Origin of the sequence: Pseudonocardia sp. DR1-2 (assembly GCF_023717215.1) — a bacterium.
Lineage (GTDB): Bacteria > Actinomycetota > Actinomycetes > Mycobacteriales > Pseudonocardiaceae > Pseudonocardia > Pseudonocardia alni.
Map to the genome: position 1 here is coordinate 851372 of NZ_JAMQOF010000001.1, position 16253 is coordinate 867624.

General features: G+C 74.3%; 15 protein-coding genes. 10 read left to right on the forward strand and 5 right to left on the reverse strand.

Annotated elements, in window-relative coordinates; translation table 11 throughout:
* Window positions 1-24: 24 nt before the first annotated feature.
* A complete protein-coding gene (locus tag ND486_RS03985; RefSeq protein ID WP_062402928.1) occupies window positions 25-777 on the reverse strand; it encodes a GntR family transcriptional regulator in 753 nt (250 codons plus the stop codon).
* A 134-nt stretch (window positions 778-911) separates the two neighbouring features.
* On the opposite strand from ND486_RS03985, the gene iolC reads away from it, so the two are divergent.
* The 8 genes from iolC (at window position 912) to ND486_RS04025 (ending at window position 10154) form a co-directional block, all read left to right on the forward strand.
* Window positions 912-1883, forward strand: coding sequence for a 5-dehydro-2-deoxygluconokinase (gene iolC / locus ND486_RS03990; protein WP_251782870.1), 972 nt, complete (start codon window positions 912-914; stop codon window positions 1881-1883).
* Window positions 1880-2779, forward strand: coding sequence for a class I fructose-bisphosphate aldolase (locus ND486_RS03995; RefSeq protein ID WP_374231372.1), 900 nt, complete (start codon window positions 1880-1882; stop codon window positions 2777-2779). Before iolC ends, ND486_RS03995 begins: the two co-directional genes overlap by 4 nt.
* On the forward strand, window positions 2776-3645 hold the full coding sequence (iolB, locus tag ND486_RS04000; protein WP_251782871.1) for a 5-deoxy-glucuronate isomerase: 870 nt from the start codon (window positions 2776-2778) through the stop codon (window positions 3643-3645). Before ND486_RS03995 ends, iolB begins: the two co-directional genes overlap by 4 nt.
* A 1-nt stretch (window position 3646) precedes the next feature.
* Window positions 3647-5566: a 3D-(3,5/4)-trihydroxycyclohexane-1,2-dione acylhydrolase (decyclizing) gene (iolD, locus tag ND486_RS04005; protein WP_251782872.1), complete on the forward strand. Its 1920-nt coding sequence runs from the start codon at window positions 3647-3649 to the stop codon at window positions 5564-5566.
* A 14-nt stretch (window positions 5567-5580) separates the two neighbouring features.
* On the forward strand, window positions 5581-7086 hold the full coding sequence (locus ND486_RS04010) for a CoA-acylating methylmalonate-semialdehyde dehydrogenase (protein ID WP_251782873.1): 1506 nt from the start codon (window positions 5581-5583) through the stop codon (window positions 7084-7086).
* Between the two features lie 119 nt (window positions 7087-7205).
* Window positions 7206-8624: a sugar porter family MFS transporter gene (locus ND486_RS04015; protein ID WP_251782874.1), complete on the forward strand. Its 1419-nt coding sequence runs from the start codon at window positions 7206-7208 to the stop codon at window positions 8622-8624.
* 22 nt (window positions 8625-8646) lie between these two features.
* Window positions 8647-9000 carry a universal stress protein gene (locus ND486_RS04020; protein ID WP_251782875.1) on the forward strand — a complete coding sequence of 118 codons (354 nt, stop codon included), beginning with the start codon at window positions 8647-8649 and terminating at the stop codon, window positions 8998-9000.
* Entirely contained in the window at window positions 8997-10154 is a 1158-nt protein-coding gene (locus ND486_RS04025; RefSeq protein ID WP_251782876.1) for a Gfo/Idh/MocA family protein, read from the forward strand. The genes ND486_RS04020 and ND486_RS04025 overlap by 4 nt, the downstream gene beginning before the upstream one ends.
* Window positions 10155-10167: 13 nt before the next feature.
* Here the strand turns inward: ND486_RS04025 and ND486_RS04030 are convergent, their stop codons facing one another.
* Entirely contained in the window at window positions 10168-12390 is a 2223-nt protein-coding gene (locus tag ND486_RS04030) for a cytochrome P450 (protein ID WP_251782877.1), read from the reverse strand.
* A gap of 102 nt (window positions 12391-12492) precedes the next feature.
* A complete protein-coding gene (locus ND486_RS04035) occupies window positions 12493-13521 on the reverse strand; it encodes a LacI family DNA-binding transcriptional regulator (protein ID WP_251782878.1) in 1029 nt (342 codons plus the stop codon).
* A 123-nt stretch (window positions 13522-13644) separates the two neighbouring features.
* On the opposite strand from ND486_RS04035, the gene ND486_RS04040 reads away from it, so the two are divergent.
* Entirely contained in the window at window positions 13645-13914 is a 270-nt protein-coding gene (locus tag ND486_RS04040) for a hypothetical protein (protein ID WP_178374918.1), read from the forward strand.
* A 61-nt stretch (window positions 13915-13975) separates the two neighbouring features.
* Here ND486_RS04040 and ND486_RS04045 read toward each other — a convergent pair whose 3' ends face one another.
* A complete protein-coding gene (locus ND486_RS04045; RefSeq protein ID WP_251782879.1) occupies window positions 13976-15160 on the reverse strand; it encodes an alcohol dehydrogenase catalytic domain-containing protein in 1185 nt (394 codons plus the stop codon).
* A gap of 127 nt (window positions 15161-15287) precedes the next feature.
* Between ND486_RS04045 and ND486_RS04050 the strand changes: the two genes are divergently transcribed.
* On the forward strand, window positions 15288-15593 hold the full coding sequence (locus tag ND486_RS04050; protein ID WP_179760015.1) for a hypothetical protein: 306 nt from the start codon (window positions 15288-15290) through the stop codon (window positions 15591-15593).
* Window positions 15594-15625: 32 nt separating this feature from the next.
* Here ND486_RS04050 and ND486_RS04055 read toward each other — a convergent pair whose 3' ends face one another.
* Entirely contained in the window at window positions 15626-16243 is a 618-nt protein-coding gene (locus ND486_RS04055) for a DUF4383 domain-containing protein (RefSeq protein WP_226365329.1), read from the reverse strand.
* Window positions 16244-16253 lie beyond the last annotated feature (10 nt).

Here is a 16253-nt window from a genome sequence, read left to right on the forward strand (position 1 = left end):
GCCGGAGCACCGCACGGTCCGTGCTCAGACCACCAGGGAGGTCTGCACGGTGTAGCGGTCGGAGCGGTAGAGGTGCCGCCCGACCTCGACCAGGGCGCCGGCGTCGTCGTAGACGATCAGCTCGGCGGTGACGCACGCCAGCGGGCGGGGCTGCTCCAGCAGTCCCGCCTCCTCGGCGTCGGCGAGGCGGGCCCCGATCGTCTGGTGCGCGATCGCGATCTGGGCCCCCTGCTCACGGAGCAGGTCGTAGAGGCTGCGCCCCGCCAGGGCGACGTCGTCGAGCTCGAAGCGGGCCGGCACGTAGTTGGTCATGATCGCCAGCGGCTCGCCGTCGGCCCACCGCAGCCGGCGGACGACGTGCAGCGGCGCGTCCGGCGCCATGACGTCGCCCAGGTCGATGCCGGCCGCCGTCGGTGTGGTCGTGTCGTGCGAGAGCAGCCGGGTGTCGGGCTCGCGCCCGCCCGAGGCGAGGTCGCTGTAGAGGCTGGTCAGCCGGGCGTCGCGGTGGATGGCCGGGCGCACCACCTGGGTGCCGAGACCGCGGCGGCGCACCAGCAGCCCCTTGCGGACGAGCTCCTGGATCGCCTGGCGCGCGGTCGGCCGGGCCAGCCCGAGGCGCTCGGTGAGCGACAGCTCGTTCTCGAGCCGGTCCCCGGGGCGCAGGTCGCCGTTGTCGATCGCGGCCTCGATGGCCTGCGAGAGCTGGTGGTAGAGCGGCACCGGACTCGTCCGGTCGAGGCGGACGTCGACCTGGACGGCGTCGGAGCGGGTGGCCATGTCCACCACTCTACCGGCCCAGGTTCGCTTGTCCTTATGTCTGTACAAACTGTTGACCGCGGCGGGCACGCGGCCTACCGTTCTCCTTGTCGCCCGTTCCGCCGCACACCGCCCACGAGAGGTCACCGAGGACCATGAACGCCCCCGCTGAGATCCTCACCTTCGGCCGCGCCGGGGTGGACATCTATCCGCTGCAGGTCGGTGTCGGTCTGGAGGACGTCACCTCGTTCGGGAAGTTCCTCGGCGGCACCACCGCCAACGTCGCGGTGGCCGCGGCCCGGCTCGGGCGGCGTGCCGCGATCGTCACCGGGGTCGGTGACGACCCGTTCGGCCGCTACGTGCGTCGCGAGCTAAACCGGCTGGGCGTGGACGACCGGCACGTCGTGACGAACTCCGCGTTCCCGACGCCGGTGACGTTCTGCGAGATCCTCCCGCCGGACGACTTCCCGCTGTACTTCTACCGCAGGCCCTCCGCCCCGGACCTGCAGGTCTCCCCCGCCGACCTCGACCGGGACGCGATCGCCGCGGCCGGGCTGTTCTGGCTCAGCGTGTCCGGGCTGTCCGAGGAGCCCTCGCGCTCGGCGCACCACGAGGCGCTCGCCGCCCGGGCCGCGAGCAGCGGGCCGACGGTGCTCGACCTGGACTACCGGCCGATGTTCTGGGACTCCCCCGCCGCAGCGACCGAGCAGGTGCAGAAGATCCTCGGCCAGGTCACCGTGGCCGTCGGCAACCGCGAGGAGTGCGCGGTCGCGGTCGGCGAGACCGACCCGGAACGGGCGGCCGACGCGCTGCTCGACGCGGGCGTCGGGCTGGCGGTCGTCAAGCAGGGCGCGGAGGGGGTGCTCGCGAAGTCGCGCACCGAGCGCGTCGTGAGCCCTCCGATCCCGATCACCCCCTACAACGGCCTCGGTGCCGGCGACAGCTTCGGCGGCTCGCTCGCGCACGGCCTGCTCGCCGGCTGGCCGCTGGAGACGGTGCTGGCCCGGGCGAACGCGGCGGGCGCGATCGTCGCATCCCGCCTGGAGTGCTCCACCGCCATGCCCACCGCCGCGGAGATCGACGTCCTGCTCGCCGGCGGCGACCCGAACCAGAAGGAGGCGTCGTGAGCTTCGCGCGCGACTACGACGAGGTCCGCGAGATCCGGGCCTCGGCGCCCGAGCGCATCCCCGCCCTGCTGGCGGCACGACGGCGCCGTCCGTTCGTCCCCGCCGACGGCCGGCTGATGATCGTCGCCGCCGACCACCCGGCCCGCGGCGCGCTGGCCGCCCGTGGCCGGGCGGACGCGATGGCGAGCCGCCCGGAGCTGCTCGACCGGCTGCGGACCGCGCTGGCCCGCCCGGGCGTCGACGGCGTGCTGGCCACCGCCGACATCCTCGAGGACCTCCTTCTCCTGGGTGCGCTGGAGGGCAAGGTCGTGGTGTCGTCGATGAACCGCGGCGGCCTGCAGGGCGCGAGCTTCGAGCTCGACGACCGGCTCACCGGCTACGACGTGCGCGGGACCGTCGACGCCGGCTTCGAGGCCATCAAGATGCTGACCCGGATCGACCTGGCCGATCCGGCCAGCGTCCGGACCCTGGAGACCTGCGCCGAGGTCGTCAGCGAGGCCAACCGGGCCGGGCTGGTCGCGATGGTGGAGCCGTTCCTGTCGCGCCGCATCGACGGCCGCGTGGTCAACGACCTGTCCCCCGAGGCCGTCATCCGCTCGGTGCACATCGCACAGGGCCTCGGCGCGTCCAGCGCCTACACCTGGATGAAGCTGCCCGTGGTCGAGGAGATGGAGCGGGTGATGGAGTCGACGACGCTGCCCACCCTGCTGCTGGGCGGTGATCCGACCACCCGTCCCGAGGAGACCTACGCGTCCTGGAAGGCGGCCCTGGAGCTGCCGTCGGTGCGCGGGCTGATCGTCGGCCGCGCACTGTTGTATCCCGAGGACGGCGACGTGGCCGCGGCCGTCGACACCGCGGTGTCGCTGGTGCGCCCGCAGGAGGTGAAGGCGGCGTGACCGGCTACGTCCGCCCCGCCGGCAGCTCCCCCGGCGACGGCTGGGAGCTCGAGATCACCCAGGGGTCCGCGGGATGGGAGCACTCCTCGCTGCGCATCCTCGCGCTCGACCCGGGCGGGTCGCGGGTCGTGGGGACCGGCGGGGAGGAGATGTTCCTGGTGCCGCTGTCCGGGTCGGCGACGGTGACCTGCGACGGCACGACCCACGAGCTCGCCGGCCGGGCCGGGGTGTTCGAGGGCCCGACCGACTTCGCCTACCTCCCGGTGGGCTCGTCGGTCACCGTCGCCTCCGCGGGCGGTGGCCGATTCGCCCTCTGCGGCGCCCGCACCGAGGTCGCGCTGCCGTTCCGGTACGGCCCCCGCGACGACGTGCCGGTCGAGCTGCGGGGCGCCGGGCAGTCGTCCCGGCAGGTGCGCAACTTCGGCGCGGCCGGGGTGTTCGAGGCCGCGTCGGCCATCTGCGTCGAGGTGGTCACCCCGGGCGGCAACTGGTCGAGCTACCCCGCGCACAAGCACGACGAGACGACCGCGCACGAGTGCGAGCTCGAGGAGATCTACTACTTCGAGGTCGCACCCGGTCCGGCCGGCCAGCCCGGTCTCGGGTTCCACCGCACGTCCAGCTCCCCCGGACACGACATCGACATCACCGTCGAGATCCACGACCGCGACACCGTGCTCATCCCGTGGGGCTGGCACGGGCCGTGCGCCGCGGCGCCCGGGCACGACATGTACTACCTCAACGTGATGGCCGGCCCCGGCGAGGAACGCGCCTGGCGGATCACCGACCACCCCGACCAGGCCTGGGTCCGCGGCACGTGGGCGGATCAGGCCGTCGATCCCCGTCTCACCGGACACGGAGGCCACTGACATGAGCGCTGCGACCGGGGGGACCGTCCGGCTGACCGTCGCCCAGGCGACCGTGCGGTTCCTGGGCGCGCAGTACAGCGAGCGCGACGGCGTGCGGCAGAAGCTGTTCGAGGGCTGCTTCGGCATCTTCGGCCACGGCAACGTCGCGGGGCTGGGCCAGGCGCTGCTGCAGGCCGAGCTGACCGAGCCGGACCTGCTGCCCTACGTGCTGGGCCGCAACGAGCAGGCGATGGTGCACACCGCCGTCGCCTACGCCCGGGCGAGCGACCGGCTCCGGACGTGGGCGGTGTCCTCGTCCGTCGGGCCCGGCGCGACCAACATGGTCACCGGCGCCGCGCTCGCCACGATCAACCGGCTGCCGGTGCTGCTGCTGCCCGCCGACACCTTCGCCGACCGAGCGGCGTCGCCGCTGCTGCAGGAGCTGGAACGCCCCGACGCCGGCGACGTCACCGTCAACGACGCGTTCCGGCCCGTCTCGGCCTACTTCGACCGGGTCTGGCGCCCGGAGCAGCTGCCCGCCGCTCTGCTGTCGGCGATGCGGGTGCTCACCGACCCCGCCGCGACCGGCGCGGTCACCGTCTGCCTCCCGCAGGACGTCCAGGCCCGGGCACACGACTGGCCGGTGGAGCTGTTCGCCGAGCGCACCTGGCACGTGGCCCGGCCCCGCCCGGAGACCTGGGCCGTGGAGCGCGCCGCGGAGCTGATCCGCTCGGCGGAGCGGCCGGTCGTCGTCGCCGGGGGCGGGGTGCACTACAGCGGCGCCACCGCGGCGCTGGCCGCGTTCTGCGCGGCCACCGGGATCCCGGTCGGGCAGAGCCAGGCCGGCAAGGGCACGCTGGTCTGGGACCACCCGCAGTGCCTCGGCGCGATCGGGTCGACCGGCACCACCGCGGCCAATGCGATCGCCCGTGACGCCGACCTGGTCATCGGTGTCGGGACCCGGTACTCGGACTTCACCACCGCGAGCCGCACCGCCTTCGCGCACCCCGACGTCCGGTTCGTCAACGTCAACGTGGCGCCCATCGACGCGGTCAAACACTCCGGGGTGTCGGTCGTCGCCGACGCCCGGGAGACCCTCACCGAGCTGACCGCCCTGCTGGCCGGCCACCGCGTGGACGAGGACTACGTCGCGGAGTACACCCGGCTCGACGCCGCGTGGACCGCGACCGTCGACACCGCCTACCACCCGGCGGTCCCGGCGGCCGGCGCCGGCGGGCTGCTGACCCAGGGCGAGGTCATCGGGATGGTCAACGACCTGTCCGACCCGCGCGACGTCGTGGTGTGCGCGGCCGGGTCGATGCCCGGTGACCTGCACAAGCTGTGGCAGACCCGGGACGCGAAGGGCTACCACGTCGAGTACGGCTACTCCTGCATGGGCTACGAGGTCGCCGGCGGGCTCGGCGTCCGGCTGGCCTGCCCGGACCGGGACGTGTTCGTCCTGGTCGGCGACGGCTCCTACCTGATGATGGCGACCGAGCTGGCCACCGCCGTCCAGGAGGACATCAAGATCATCACCGTGCTGGTGCAGAACCACGGGTTCGCCTCGATCGGTGCGCTGTCGGAGTCGCTGGGCTCCCAGCGGTTCGGCACCCGCTACCGCTACCGCTCGGCGCGCTCGGGCCGGCTCGACGGCGACGTCCTGCCGCTGGACCTCGCGGCGAACGCGGAGAGCTTCGGCCTGCGTGTGCTGCGGGTCGCCACCCCCGGCGAGTTCGCCGACGCGGTCAAGACCGCCAAGGCCGCCGAGGACTCCACCGTGATCCACGTCGAGACCGACCCGCTCGTCGGAGCGCCGGACTCGCGGTCCTGGTGGGATGTCCCGGTGTCGGAGGTGAGCGGTCTCGACTCCACCCGAGCCGCCCGCACCGTCTACGACGAGCACAAGGCGACGCAGCGCCCGTTCCTGCGCCCGAGCAGCTGAGGGAGAAGAGGACCATGACGAGCACGCTGCAGAAGACGCTCCACCACTGGGTCGCGGGAGCGCGGGTCGAGGGCACCTCCGGGCGGACGTCGGAGGTCACCGACCCGGCCACCGGCGAGGTCACCGCGCACCTGCCCCTCGCGAGCGCCGACGAGGCAGCCGCGGTGATCGCCGCCGCGAAGGCCGCGTTCCCGGCCTGGCGCGACACCTCGCTCACCAAGCGCACCCAGATCCTGTTCCGGTTCCGCGAGCTGCTCGACGCCCGCGCACCGGAGCTGGCCGCGCTGATCACCGCCGAGCACGGCAAGGTGCTCTCCGACGCCGCCGGCGAGGTCGCGCGCGGCCAGGAGGTCGTCGAGTTCGCCTGCGGGATGCCGCACCTGCTCAAGGGCTCGGCGACCGAGAACGCCTCCACCGGCGTCGACGTGCACTCGGTCCGCCAGCCGCTGGGCGTCGTCGGGATCATAAGCCCGTTCAACTTCCCGGCGATGGTCCCGATGTGGTTCTTCCCGGTCGCGATCGCCACCGGCAACACCGTGGTGCTCAAGCCCTCGGAGAAGGTCCCCTCCGCCGCGCTGTGGATCGCCGAGCTGTGGTCCGAGGCCGGCCTGCCCGACGGCGTGTTCAACGTCCTCAACGGCGACAAGACCGCCGTCGACGCGCTCCTGACCAGCCCGGACGTCAAGTCCGTCAGCTTCGTCGGCTCCACCCCGATCGCCCGCTACGTCTACGAGACCGGCACCGCGCACGGCAAGCGCGTCCAGGCGCTCGGCGGGGCGAAGAACCACATGGTCGTGCTGCCCGACGCCGACCTCGACCTCGCCGCCGACCAGGCGGTCAACGCCGGGTTCGGCTCCGCGGGCGAGCGCTGCATGGCCGTGTCCGCGCTCGTGGCCGTCGGCGACATCGCCGACACCCTGGTCTCGAAGATCGCCGATCGGGCCCGCGCCCTGCGCACCGGCGACGGCCGCCGCTCCTGCGACATGGGCCCGCTGGTCACCCGCGCCGCCCAGGAGCGGGTGTCGGGCTACATCGACGCCGGTGAGTCCGAGGGCGCCGTCGTCGTCGTCGACGGCAGGCAGGGCGAGTTCGACGCCGACGGGTCGGGCTTCTTCGTCGGCCCCACCCTGCTCGACCACGTCACCCCGGACATGAGCGTCTACACCGACGAGATCTTCGGCCCGGTGCTGTCGGTCGTGCGGGTCGAGACCTACACCGAGGCCGTCGAGCTGATCAACGCCAACCCCTACGGCAACGGCACGGCCCTGTTCACCAACGACGGCGGCGCCGCCCGCCGCTTCCAGAACGAGGTAGAGGTCGGCATGATCGGCATCAACGTGCCGGTCCCCGTCCCGATGGCCTACTACAGCTTCGGCGGCTGGAAGAACTCGCTGTTCGGCGACACCCACGCCCACGGCACCGAGGGCGTGCACTTCTTCACCCGCGGCAAGGTCGTCACCACCCGCTGGCTCGACCCCAGCCACGCCGGGCTGAACCTCGGCTTCCCGACCAACACCTGACCCCACCCGCCGGGTGGCCGCCCGCGGCCACCCGGCGCCGGTGTACCGGACACCGTCCGCGGCCGTCCGGGGTCCCGACCTGCCCGGGCCCGGCCGCGCACCCTCGACGTGGAGGAACCATGACCACGCACGGAGCGACCGGCGCCCCCGCCGGACTGCCACCCGACACCCGGGGACCGCACTCGTCGCGGCTCGGCCTGATCACGGTCGTCGCCACCTTCGGCGGGCTGCTCTTCGGCTACGACACCGGCGTCATCAACGGCGCCCTGGAGCCGATGAGCCGGGACCTCGGGCTCACCCCGGTCACCGAGGGCTTCGTCGTCAGCATCCTGATCTTCGGGGCGGCGGTCGGCGCGATCGTCGGCGGGTCCCTGTCCGACCGGCACGGCCGGCGGCACAACATCCTGCTGCTCGCGCTGGTGTTCATGGTCGGCACCGTCGGCTGCGTCCTGGCCCCGAGCTGGCAGGTCCTCGCCGTCTTCCGGTTCGTGCTCGGCCTGGCCGTCGGCGGCGCGTCGGCCACCGTCCCGGTCTACCTCGCCGAGATCGCCCCGGTGGAGCGCCGCGGCGGTCTCGTCACCCGCAACGAGGTCATGATCGTCTCCGGCCAGTTCGCCGCGTTCGTGGTGAACGCGGCCATCTACAGCGTCTGGGGCGAGGTCGACTCGATCTGGCGGGTCATGCTGCTGGTCGCGCTGCTGCCCGCGATCGTGCTGTTCGTCGGGATGCTGCGGATGCCGGAGAGCCCGCGCTGGCTGGTCTCCCGCGGCCGCGAGGAGGAGGCGCTGGCCGTGCTGCGCCAGGTCCGTTCCGACGAGCGGGCCCGCGCCGAGATGGTCGAGGTGCACCGGCTCGCCGACGAGGAGCGGACCTCGCGCACCGGCGGGGCCACCGACCTGGGGGTGCGCTGGATCCGCCGGCTGATCCTCATCGGCGCCGGGTTGGGGATCTTCCAGCAGGCCACCGGCATCAACTCGATCATGTACTACGGCACCCAGCTGCTGGGTGACGCCGGCTTCTCGGCGAACGCCGCCGTCGTCGCGAACACCCTCAACGGACTGTTCTCCGTGCTGGGCGTCACCGTCGGCCTGCTGCTGATCAACCGGATCGACCGCCGCACGATGCTGCTCGGCGGGTTCGCCCTCACCACCACCTTCCACCTGCTCGTCGGGCTGTCGGCGCTGCTGCTGCCGGACGGCACCGCCAAGGCCTGGTTCGTCCTGGTGTTCGTCGTGCTGTTCGTGTTCTCCATGCAGGGCACCATCGGCCCGCTCGTGTGGCTGATCCTGTCCGAGATCTTCCCGCTGAAGATCCGCAGCCTGGCCATCGGCATCAGCGTGTTCGTGCTGTGGATCGCCAACGCGCTGGTCGCGCTGCTGTTCCCGCCGATGGTCGCCGCGATCGGCATCGCCAGCTCGTTCTTCGTCTTCGTCGCCCTCGGGCTCGCCGCGCTCGTCTTCGTGTACCGGGTGGTCCCGGAGACCCGCGGACGGTCGCTGGAGCAGCTCGAGGCCGAGTTCCGTACCCGCTACGCGTGAGCCCGACAGGAACGGAGTGCACATGAGCGTGCTCGTCGCCGTCGCCGCCGGCCCGGAGGGCGCCGCCGCCCTGGCCGCCGGGGCCGCCGAGGCCGACCGGCTGGGCACCGACCTGGTCGTGGTCAACCTGACGCTCGACCCGCTGGGACCGCTCCCGGCCGCGGCCGCCGTGCTGGAACGCAACGGCCCCGGCGACCGGGACCCGGTCGACGCCGTCCTCGACGAGATCGCCGAGCGCGGAGACGTGGCGCGGCTCGTCATCGGGCTGCGCCGGCGCAGCCGGGTCAGCAAGGCGCTACTCGGCAGCGTGTCGCAGCGACTGCTGCTGGACAGCCCGGTCCCGGTGCTGGCCGTCAAACCGGAGGGAACCGCATGACCAGCGAGATCGGGGTGGGCGTCGTCGGCGCGGGGTGGATGGGCCACCTGCACGCGCGCGCGTACGCCCGGCTGCCGCACCACGTCACCGACCTGCCGCTGCGGCCGCGCCTGGTCGCCGTCGCGGACCCGGTAGCCGCCGCCGGGGCGGACCACGTCACCCGCTACGGCTTCGCCCGCGCCGTCACCGACTGGCGAGAGCTGGTCGCCGACCCCTCGATCGCGGCGGTGAGCGTCGCGTCGCCGAACAGCACCCACCGCGAGGTCGGTGTCGCCGTCGCCGAGGCGGGCAAACACCTCTGGATCGAGAAGCCGGTCGGGCTGTCCTCCACCGACACCGCCGCCGTCGCCGGGGCGGTGCGCGCGGCGGGCGTGCAGGCGACCGTCGGGTTCAACTACCGGATGGTGCCGGCCGTCGCGCGGGCGAGGCGGCTGATCGACGACGGCCGCCTCGGCACGCTCACGCACGCCCGGTTCCGGCTGCTCACCGACTTCGCCGCCGACCCGTCGGGGGTGCTGAGCTGGCGGTTCACTCGCGAGCACGGTGGCTCCGGGGTCCTCAACGACCTCGCGGTGCACGGCGTCGACCTCATCCGTCACCTGGTCGGCGACCTCGGTGCGGTCGTGGCCGACGGCGACCGGTTCGTCCCCCGCCGCCCGGTCGCCCCCGCCGGGGCGAGCCAGTACGTCCGTGCCGCCGCCGACGCCCCCACCGGCGAGGTCGAGAACCTCGACTTCGTCTCGGTGCTGGGCCGCGCCGTCGGCGGGGCGATCGTGACGCTGGAGGCCAGCCGGGTCGCCGTCGGCGACCAGAACGACTACGGCTTCGAGATCCACGGCACCCGCGGGTACCTGTCGTTCGACTTCCGGCGACCCGGCGAGCTCGTGGTCGCCGCGGGCGGGTCGTACGTCGACCAGCCCGCCACGACCTGGGCGGCCGCCCCCGGCGACGGCGACTTCGCACTGTTCCAGCCCGGGGCGGGCAACCCCACCGGCTTCGACGACCTCAAGGTCTCCGAGTGCGCCGCGTTCGTGCGCGGGATCGCCGAGGGCCGGTCGGGCGGCGCGACGATCGACGACGCGCTGGCCGCGGCCCGGGTGCTGGACGCCGTCGCCGAGTCGGTGGACAAGCGCGCCTGGGTCGACCTGGGCTGAGGACACCGGGGGGCTACAGGTCCAGCACGAGCCGCGCCGAGCGGGCCCGGGAGACGCAGATCATCATGCAGTCCCCCGCGGCCCGCTCGGCGTCGTCGAGCACGGAGTCGCGGTGGTCGACGTCGCCGTCGAGGACCCGGGTCTCGCAGGTCCCGCAGGTCCCCTCGGCGCACGACGACAGCACCGTCACCCCCGCCCGTTCGACGACGTCGAGCACCGTCCGCTCCGGCGGGACCTCCAGCCTCACCCCGGTGCGGGCCAGCTCGACGGTGAACGCCTCCGCCCGGGCCGGCTCGCCGACCGGCTTCGGGCTGAACCGCTCCACGTGCAGCGCGCCGTCCGGCCAGGCCACGCAGCGCTGCTCGACCGCGGCCAGCAGCGGTTCGGGGCCGCAGCAGTAGACCAGCGTGTCCTCGCGCGGGGTGCCGAGCAGGGTGTCGAGGTCGAGCAGGCCGACCTCGTCCTGCGGGGCGACGACGACCCGGTCACCGAAGCGGGCGAGCTCGTCGAGGAAGGCCATCGACGCGCGGCGACGGCCGCCGTAGACGAGCTGCCAGTCGGCGCCCAGCGCGTCCACCGCGGCGACCATCGGCAGGATCGCGGTGATCCCGATGCCGCCCGCGACGAACAGGTAGCGCGGGGAGCAGGCGAGCGAGAAGTTGTTGCGCGGGCCGCGCAGCCGCACGGTGTCGCCCACCGCGAGCGCGTCGTGGACGTGCCGCGACGTGCCGCGCCCGGCGTCCTCGCGCAGCACGCCCAGCCGCCAGGTGGTGGTGTCGGCCGGGTCGCCGCACAGCGAGTACTGGCGGGCGCCGGCCCCGCCGCAGAGCAGGTCGGCGTGGGCGCCGGGCTGCCAGGCCGGCAGCGGGGACCCGTCGGCGGCCTGCAGGACGAGCGCGACCACGCCGTCGGAGACGGCCTCCTTGGCCACGACCGTCGCCTCGGTCTCGGCCTCGGCGCCCGTCCGCGGGCGGCGGCGCGGCTCCGGCACGGCCGCGGCGTCGGGGACCGGCGCCGCGAGTGCGAGCGGCATCGACTTCCAGACGTACATGTTGGGTGAGCTGGCGTAGAACCGCGGCGTCCCGTCCAGGGCGAAGTCGCCGAGCAGCGGCAGCGCCTCCTCCAGGGCGATCCGCGCCTCCAGCCGGGCCAGCGGCGCGCCGAGGCAGCCGTGCACGCCCTCGCCGAAGCCGACGTGGCGCCCCGGTGGACGGGTGACGTCGAACCGGTCGGGGTCGGTGAAGCGGCGCTCGTCGCGGTTCGCGGCGCCGGGGACAAGCACGACCCGCGAGCCCGCGGCGAGGGTGACGCCGTGCAGGTCCACCTCGCGGCTGGTGGTGCGGGCGGTCAGCTGCAGCGGGGTCGCCCAGCGCATCGCCTCCTCGACCGCGGCCGGGACCAGAGACGGGTCCGCCCGCAACAGGGCCAGCTGGTCGGGGTTCTCGGCGAGCAGCTTGAACAGCGTGGTCACCAGCCCGGCGGTGGACTCGACCCCGCCCAGGAAGAGGATCATCATCAGGCCGCTGATCTCGGAGGTCGGGGTGATCTCCCCCGGGACGAACGGCTCGCCGTCGACGTCGGCGGTGACCATCGAGGTGATGAGGTCGTCACGGCCGGCCCGGCGACGGGACTCCAGCACGTCGACGAAGTACTGCTGCACCTTCGGGGTGGCGGCCCTCGCCTTCGGACCCAGGTGCGGGGTGCCGGGGATCCGGTCCTTCAGCTCGTGGCTCCAGTGCTCGAGCTGCTCGCGGCGGGCGCGCTCGGCGTCGTCCGCCTCGGCCCGGCTCGGGAAGCCCATGAGGTGGAAGAACACGTCGAACGGCATCGGCCAGGCCAGCTCACGGCCGACGTCGACCCGGTCGCGCCCGGCCCAGGAACCGACGAGCTCGCGGACGACGCCGCGGATCCCCTCCTCGAGGCGGGCGATCCGCCGCGGCACGAAGAACGGCTGCACGACCCGGCGGACCTGGTCGTGGCGCGGGTTGTCCATCGACCCGATCGACCCCGGCGGGACGTGCTCGAGGCGCGAGTCGTCGATGTCCATCCCCTCGAAGCTGAGGAAGGTGTCGGCGTCGGTGATGGCGGCGCGGACGTCGTCGAAGCGGGTCAGGGCGTACCAGCCGTACCGCTCGCTGTGGTGGACCGGCTCCTCGTCGCGCATCCGCCGGTAGGTCCCGAACGGGTCGTCGGTGTAGAAGCTCGGGTCGAACGGGTCGTACTCGACCGCCGTCATGGGGGCCTCCTCGCAGCCGGGTGGTTGAAGCGCTCCAATAGCAACGATTAGAGCGCTCTAAGGGCACCGCGTCAATGCTTCCGACCGGGCGCGCGCCGGGCGTCAGGCCGCGGGCGGGGGCGCCGTCGAGCCGCGGACCACGAGCTCGGGGTCCAGGACGATCTCGCGACGCTCCGGCTCCTCGCCGCGCAGTCGGGCCACGCTGCGCTCCACGGCGAGCCGGGCCAGCTCGACCGGATCCTGCCGCAACGTCGTCAGCCCCTGCTCCGGCAGCCGGGCCAGCGAGCTGTCGTCCCAGCCGGTGACCGAGACGTCGACGGGGACCCGGACGCCGTGCGCCCCGAGCCCCTCGGCGAGCCCGGCGGCGACGTCGTCGTTGAATCCGACGACGGCGCTCGGCAGCGCCGGCAGGCGGAGCAGCTCCCGGGCGGCGCGCACCCCGGCCTCCAGGCTGTCCCCGCCCGGCACGACCAGCCCGTGCGCGGCCAGGCCGTGCCGGCGCAGCGCGGTGCGGAACGCCGTCCGGCGCGCGGCGCCGATCGGGCCGGGGCCGCCGTCGACGTGGGCGATCCGGCGGTGGCCCAGCCCGGTCAGGTGGTCGGTGAGCAGCCGCAGCCCGGCCGTGTCGGAGGTCCGGACGACATCGACGCCCGGGTCGGGCACCCGCCAGCCGACGACGGTGACCGGCAGCCGACCGGCCAGGACAGGGACGCCGTCGAGCCCCGAGCCGAGCAGGATGACCGCCTCGCAGCGCAGGTCGAGCAGCGTCTCCACGGCGGTGCGCTCGTCGCGGCGGGGGGTGAGCGCGGACAGGAACAGCTCGTAGCCGCACGCCGCGGCGGCGTCGTAGAGGCCGTCGAGGAGCTCGGCGTGGAAGCGCCCGGACATCCCCAGCACGACGCCGAGCTGGCGCGAGCTACCGCTGGCCAGCAGCCGGGCCCGGGTGTCGGGCCGGTAGCCGACGCGCTCGGCCGCGGCGAGCACGCGCTCCCGGGTCTCCGGGCGCGACCCCGGGGCGCCGCGCAGCACGATCGACACCATGGCGCGGGAGACCCCGGCGGCGGCCGCGACGTCGTCGAGGGTGGGGCGGCGGCCCGCCCGTCGGGCCGGGCGGCGGGCGGCGTCGGCCACGGCGTGCTCCTTGTCCGATCCGGGGAGGCGGTCACCGTAGCAGTGGAGCGCTCCACACCCGGCCGTTCGCCGCCCGCCCGGCCGGGGCGGGTGTGGACGCGGCCCGCGGAGGTACCCCCCGGTATGACCTCCTTCCTGGGACGACTGGTGGACCGGCTGCGCGGACGCGGCCCGGCCGAGGACGTCGAGCCCGACCCGAACCTGGCCAACTCCCGCGAGACCGGCGGCCTTCCCCGGGAGGACGGCGACGCGGCGTCCACCACCGGCACCGGCGCGTCGGGCGAGTTCGTGGGCCGCGTCGCCGGGCGCGACGAGGGCTACGCGGGCCGGACCGGAGCCGAGGCCCGCGCGGAGGCGCTCGCCGAGGACCACCGCGAGGACGAGGCCCGCTGACCGGGTTCCCCGGGGCGCGGAGCGTGCCCCGGGGAACCGGACGTCGGGGGCGGTGCCGGGCTCAGGGGGTGAAGAGCACCTTCACCGCACCGTCGGTCTTGTCCTGGAACATCGAGTACGCCTGCGCGGCCTCCTCCAGCGGGACCCGGTGGGTGGCGAAGTGGTCGACGCCGAGCGGGTCGTCGTCGCCGAGCAGCGGCAGCAGGTCCGGGACCCACCGCCACACGTTGGCCTGACCCATCCGCATCTGCACCTGCTTGTCGAACAGGGTGAGCATCGGCAGCGGGGTGGCGCTGCCGCCGTAGACCCCCGACAGGGAGATCGTGCCGCCCCGGCGCACCGCGCCGATCGCCAGCTCCAGCGCCGCGGTGCGGTCGCTGCCCGCCGTCTCCATGACCGTGCGGCCCAGCCCGGAGGGCATCGCGGCCACCACCTTCTGTGCGGCGGCCGCGACCGGGGACCCGTGGGCCTCCATGCCGACCGCGTCGATGACGGCGTCGGCACCGCGGCCCCTGGTCATCGACCGGATCGCGCCGAGCACCTCGTCGTCGCCGTGGCTCAGGTCCAGCGCCGGGATCCCACGCGCCTCGACCCGGGCCAGCCGCTCGGGCACGAGGTCGACGCCGACCACCTGCCGCACGCCCAGGTGGGCGGCGATCCGGGTGCACATGTCCCCGATCGGTCCGAGCCCCAGCACCACCAGCGTCCCGTCGGCGGGGGTCGCGGCGTACTGCACGGCCTGGTACGCCGTCGGCAGCACGTCGGACAGGAACAGGAACCGGTCGTCCGGCGGCCCCTGGGGCACCCGGATCGGCAACGAGTTGCCGAACGGCACCCGCAGGTACTCGGCCTGTCCGCCGGGCACCTGACCGTAGAGCGCGGTGTAGCCGAACAGGGACGCGCCGGTCCCCTGGTCGCGGTTCTGCGTGGTCTCGCACTGGGACTGCAGGCCGCGCCCGCACATCCAGCAGTGCCCGCAGCTGACGTTGAACGGGATCACGACGCGGTCGCCGACCGACAGCTCGGTGACGGCGGGCCCCACCTCGGCCACCACACCCATCGGCTCGTGGCCGAGGACGTCGCCGGGCGACAGGAACGGGGTGAGCACCTCGTAGAGGTGCAGGTCGGAGCCGCACAGGCCGGAGCTGGTGATCTGCACGACCACGTCGTCGGGCTGCTCGACGACCGGGTCGGGGACGGTGTCCACCCGGACGTCGCGGCGGCCGTGCCAGGTCAGGGCACGCATGGGGTCCTCCTCGGTGTCGCCGGTGGTGCGGGCGCCGGCTACCCGGCCGCCTCCCGGCGAAACCGGCATGGGCGTCCGGCCGGCGGGTAGGCGTCGGCGGTCACACCCCCACCACCGGAGGACCGCCATGGAGCCCCAGCCCGTCACCGAGGACCCGGCCGGCCCAGCCGACGGCGTCACGAACCGCCTCGAGCCGTACGTCGCCTGGCTCGCGACACAGGTCGGCGACGAGGCGACGCGGCGCCGCTACCGCGAGGTCGCCGAGGCGTTCCTGCGTTTCTCCGCCGCGGACCGGGGTGCGCCGGGAACCCGTGGTCAGCGGTTCGTCGTCGCCCACCGCGACCGGGCCGCCCCGGAGACCACGCGGGCCGCGATGGACCGACTGGTCGAGTACGACGCCGTCGTGCGGTGCACGCTCCCCTTCGACGCCTGAGGCCGCGGCAGCGCGCGCCCGCCCCGCCCGCCTCACCGCGGCCCGCGGGCGGCGCCGCGCCCGCCGGGCCGGTCGCCGTCACCGGCCGGCTCGTCGGTCCACGCCGCGGGGTCCCCGTCCTCGGTTCCCACGTCGTCGGTGCCCGCGTGCACGCTGCGGTCGCGCAGCCCCGTCACCCGGCGGCCCGCCGCCTCCACCGCGCGCTGGAGACCCGCGTACGGGGCGTCGCTGAACGCGCGTCCGAACACGGCGACCGCGCCCAGCACCAGCAGCAGGACCCCCACCAGCACCGAACCCGTGTTGGTGGCGAACGGCCCGGCCGGGACCAGCCGCAGCACGCCGGTCAGGAGCCCGAGCAGGACCTCGGCGGTGCCCAGGACCATGAGCACCACCCCGAAGCCCCGCGCCCAGGGCAGCCGCGTGGCGCACGGCAGCCCGGCCACGCCGAGGACGAGGTGCACCAGGTCGCGCAGCGGGTCCACCCCGATGCCCAGCAGCTCCCCGCTCGCCGCGGGCAGCCCGGGAAGTCCGCTGTAGCGGAATCCGAGGAGCCCGTAGAGCAGGAGCAGGAACGCCGCGACGACCACCAGCAGCTGCGGCCAGGGGAACACCGCGTGGCCGTGGGAGTGGTGCTGGGACTGGGTGGGCATACTCGTCCTC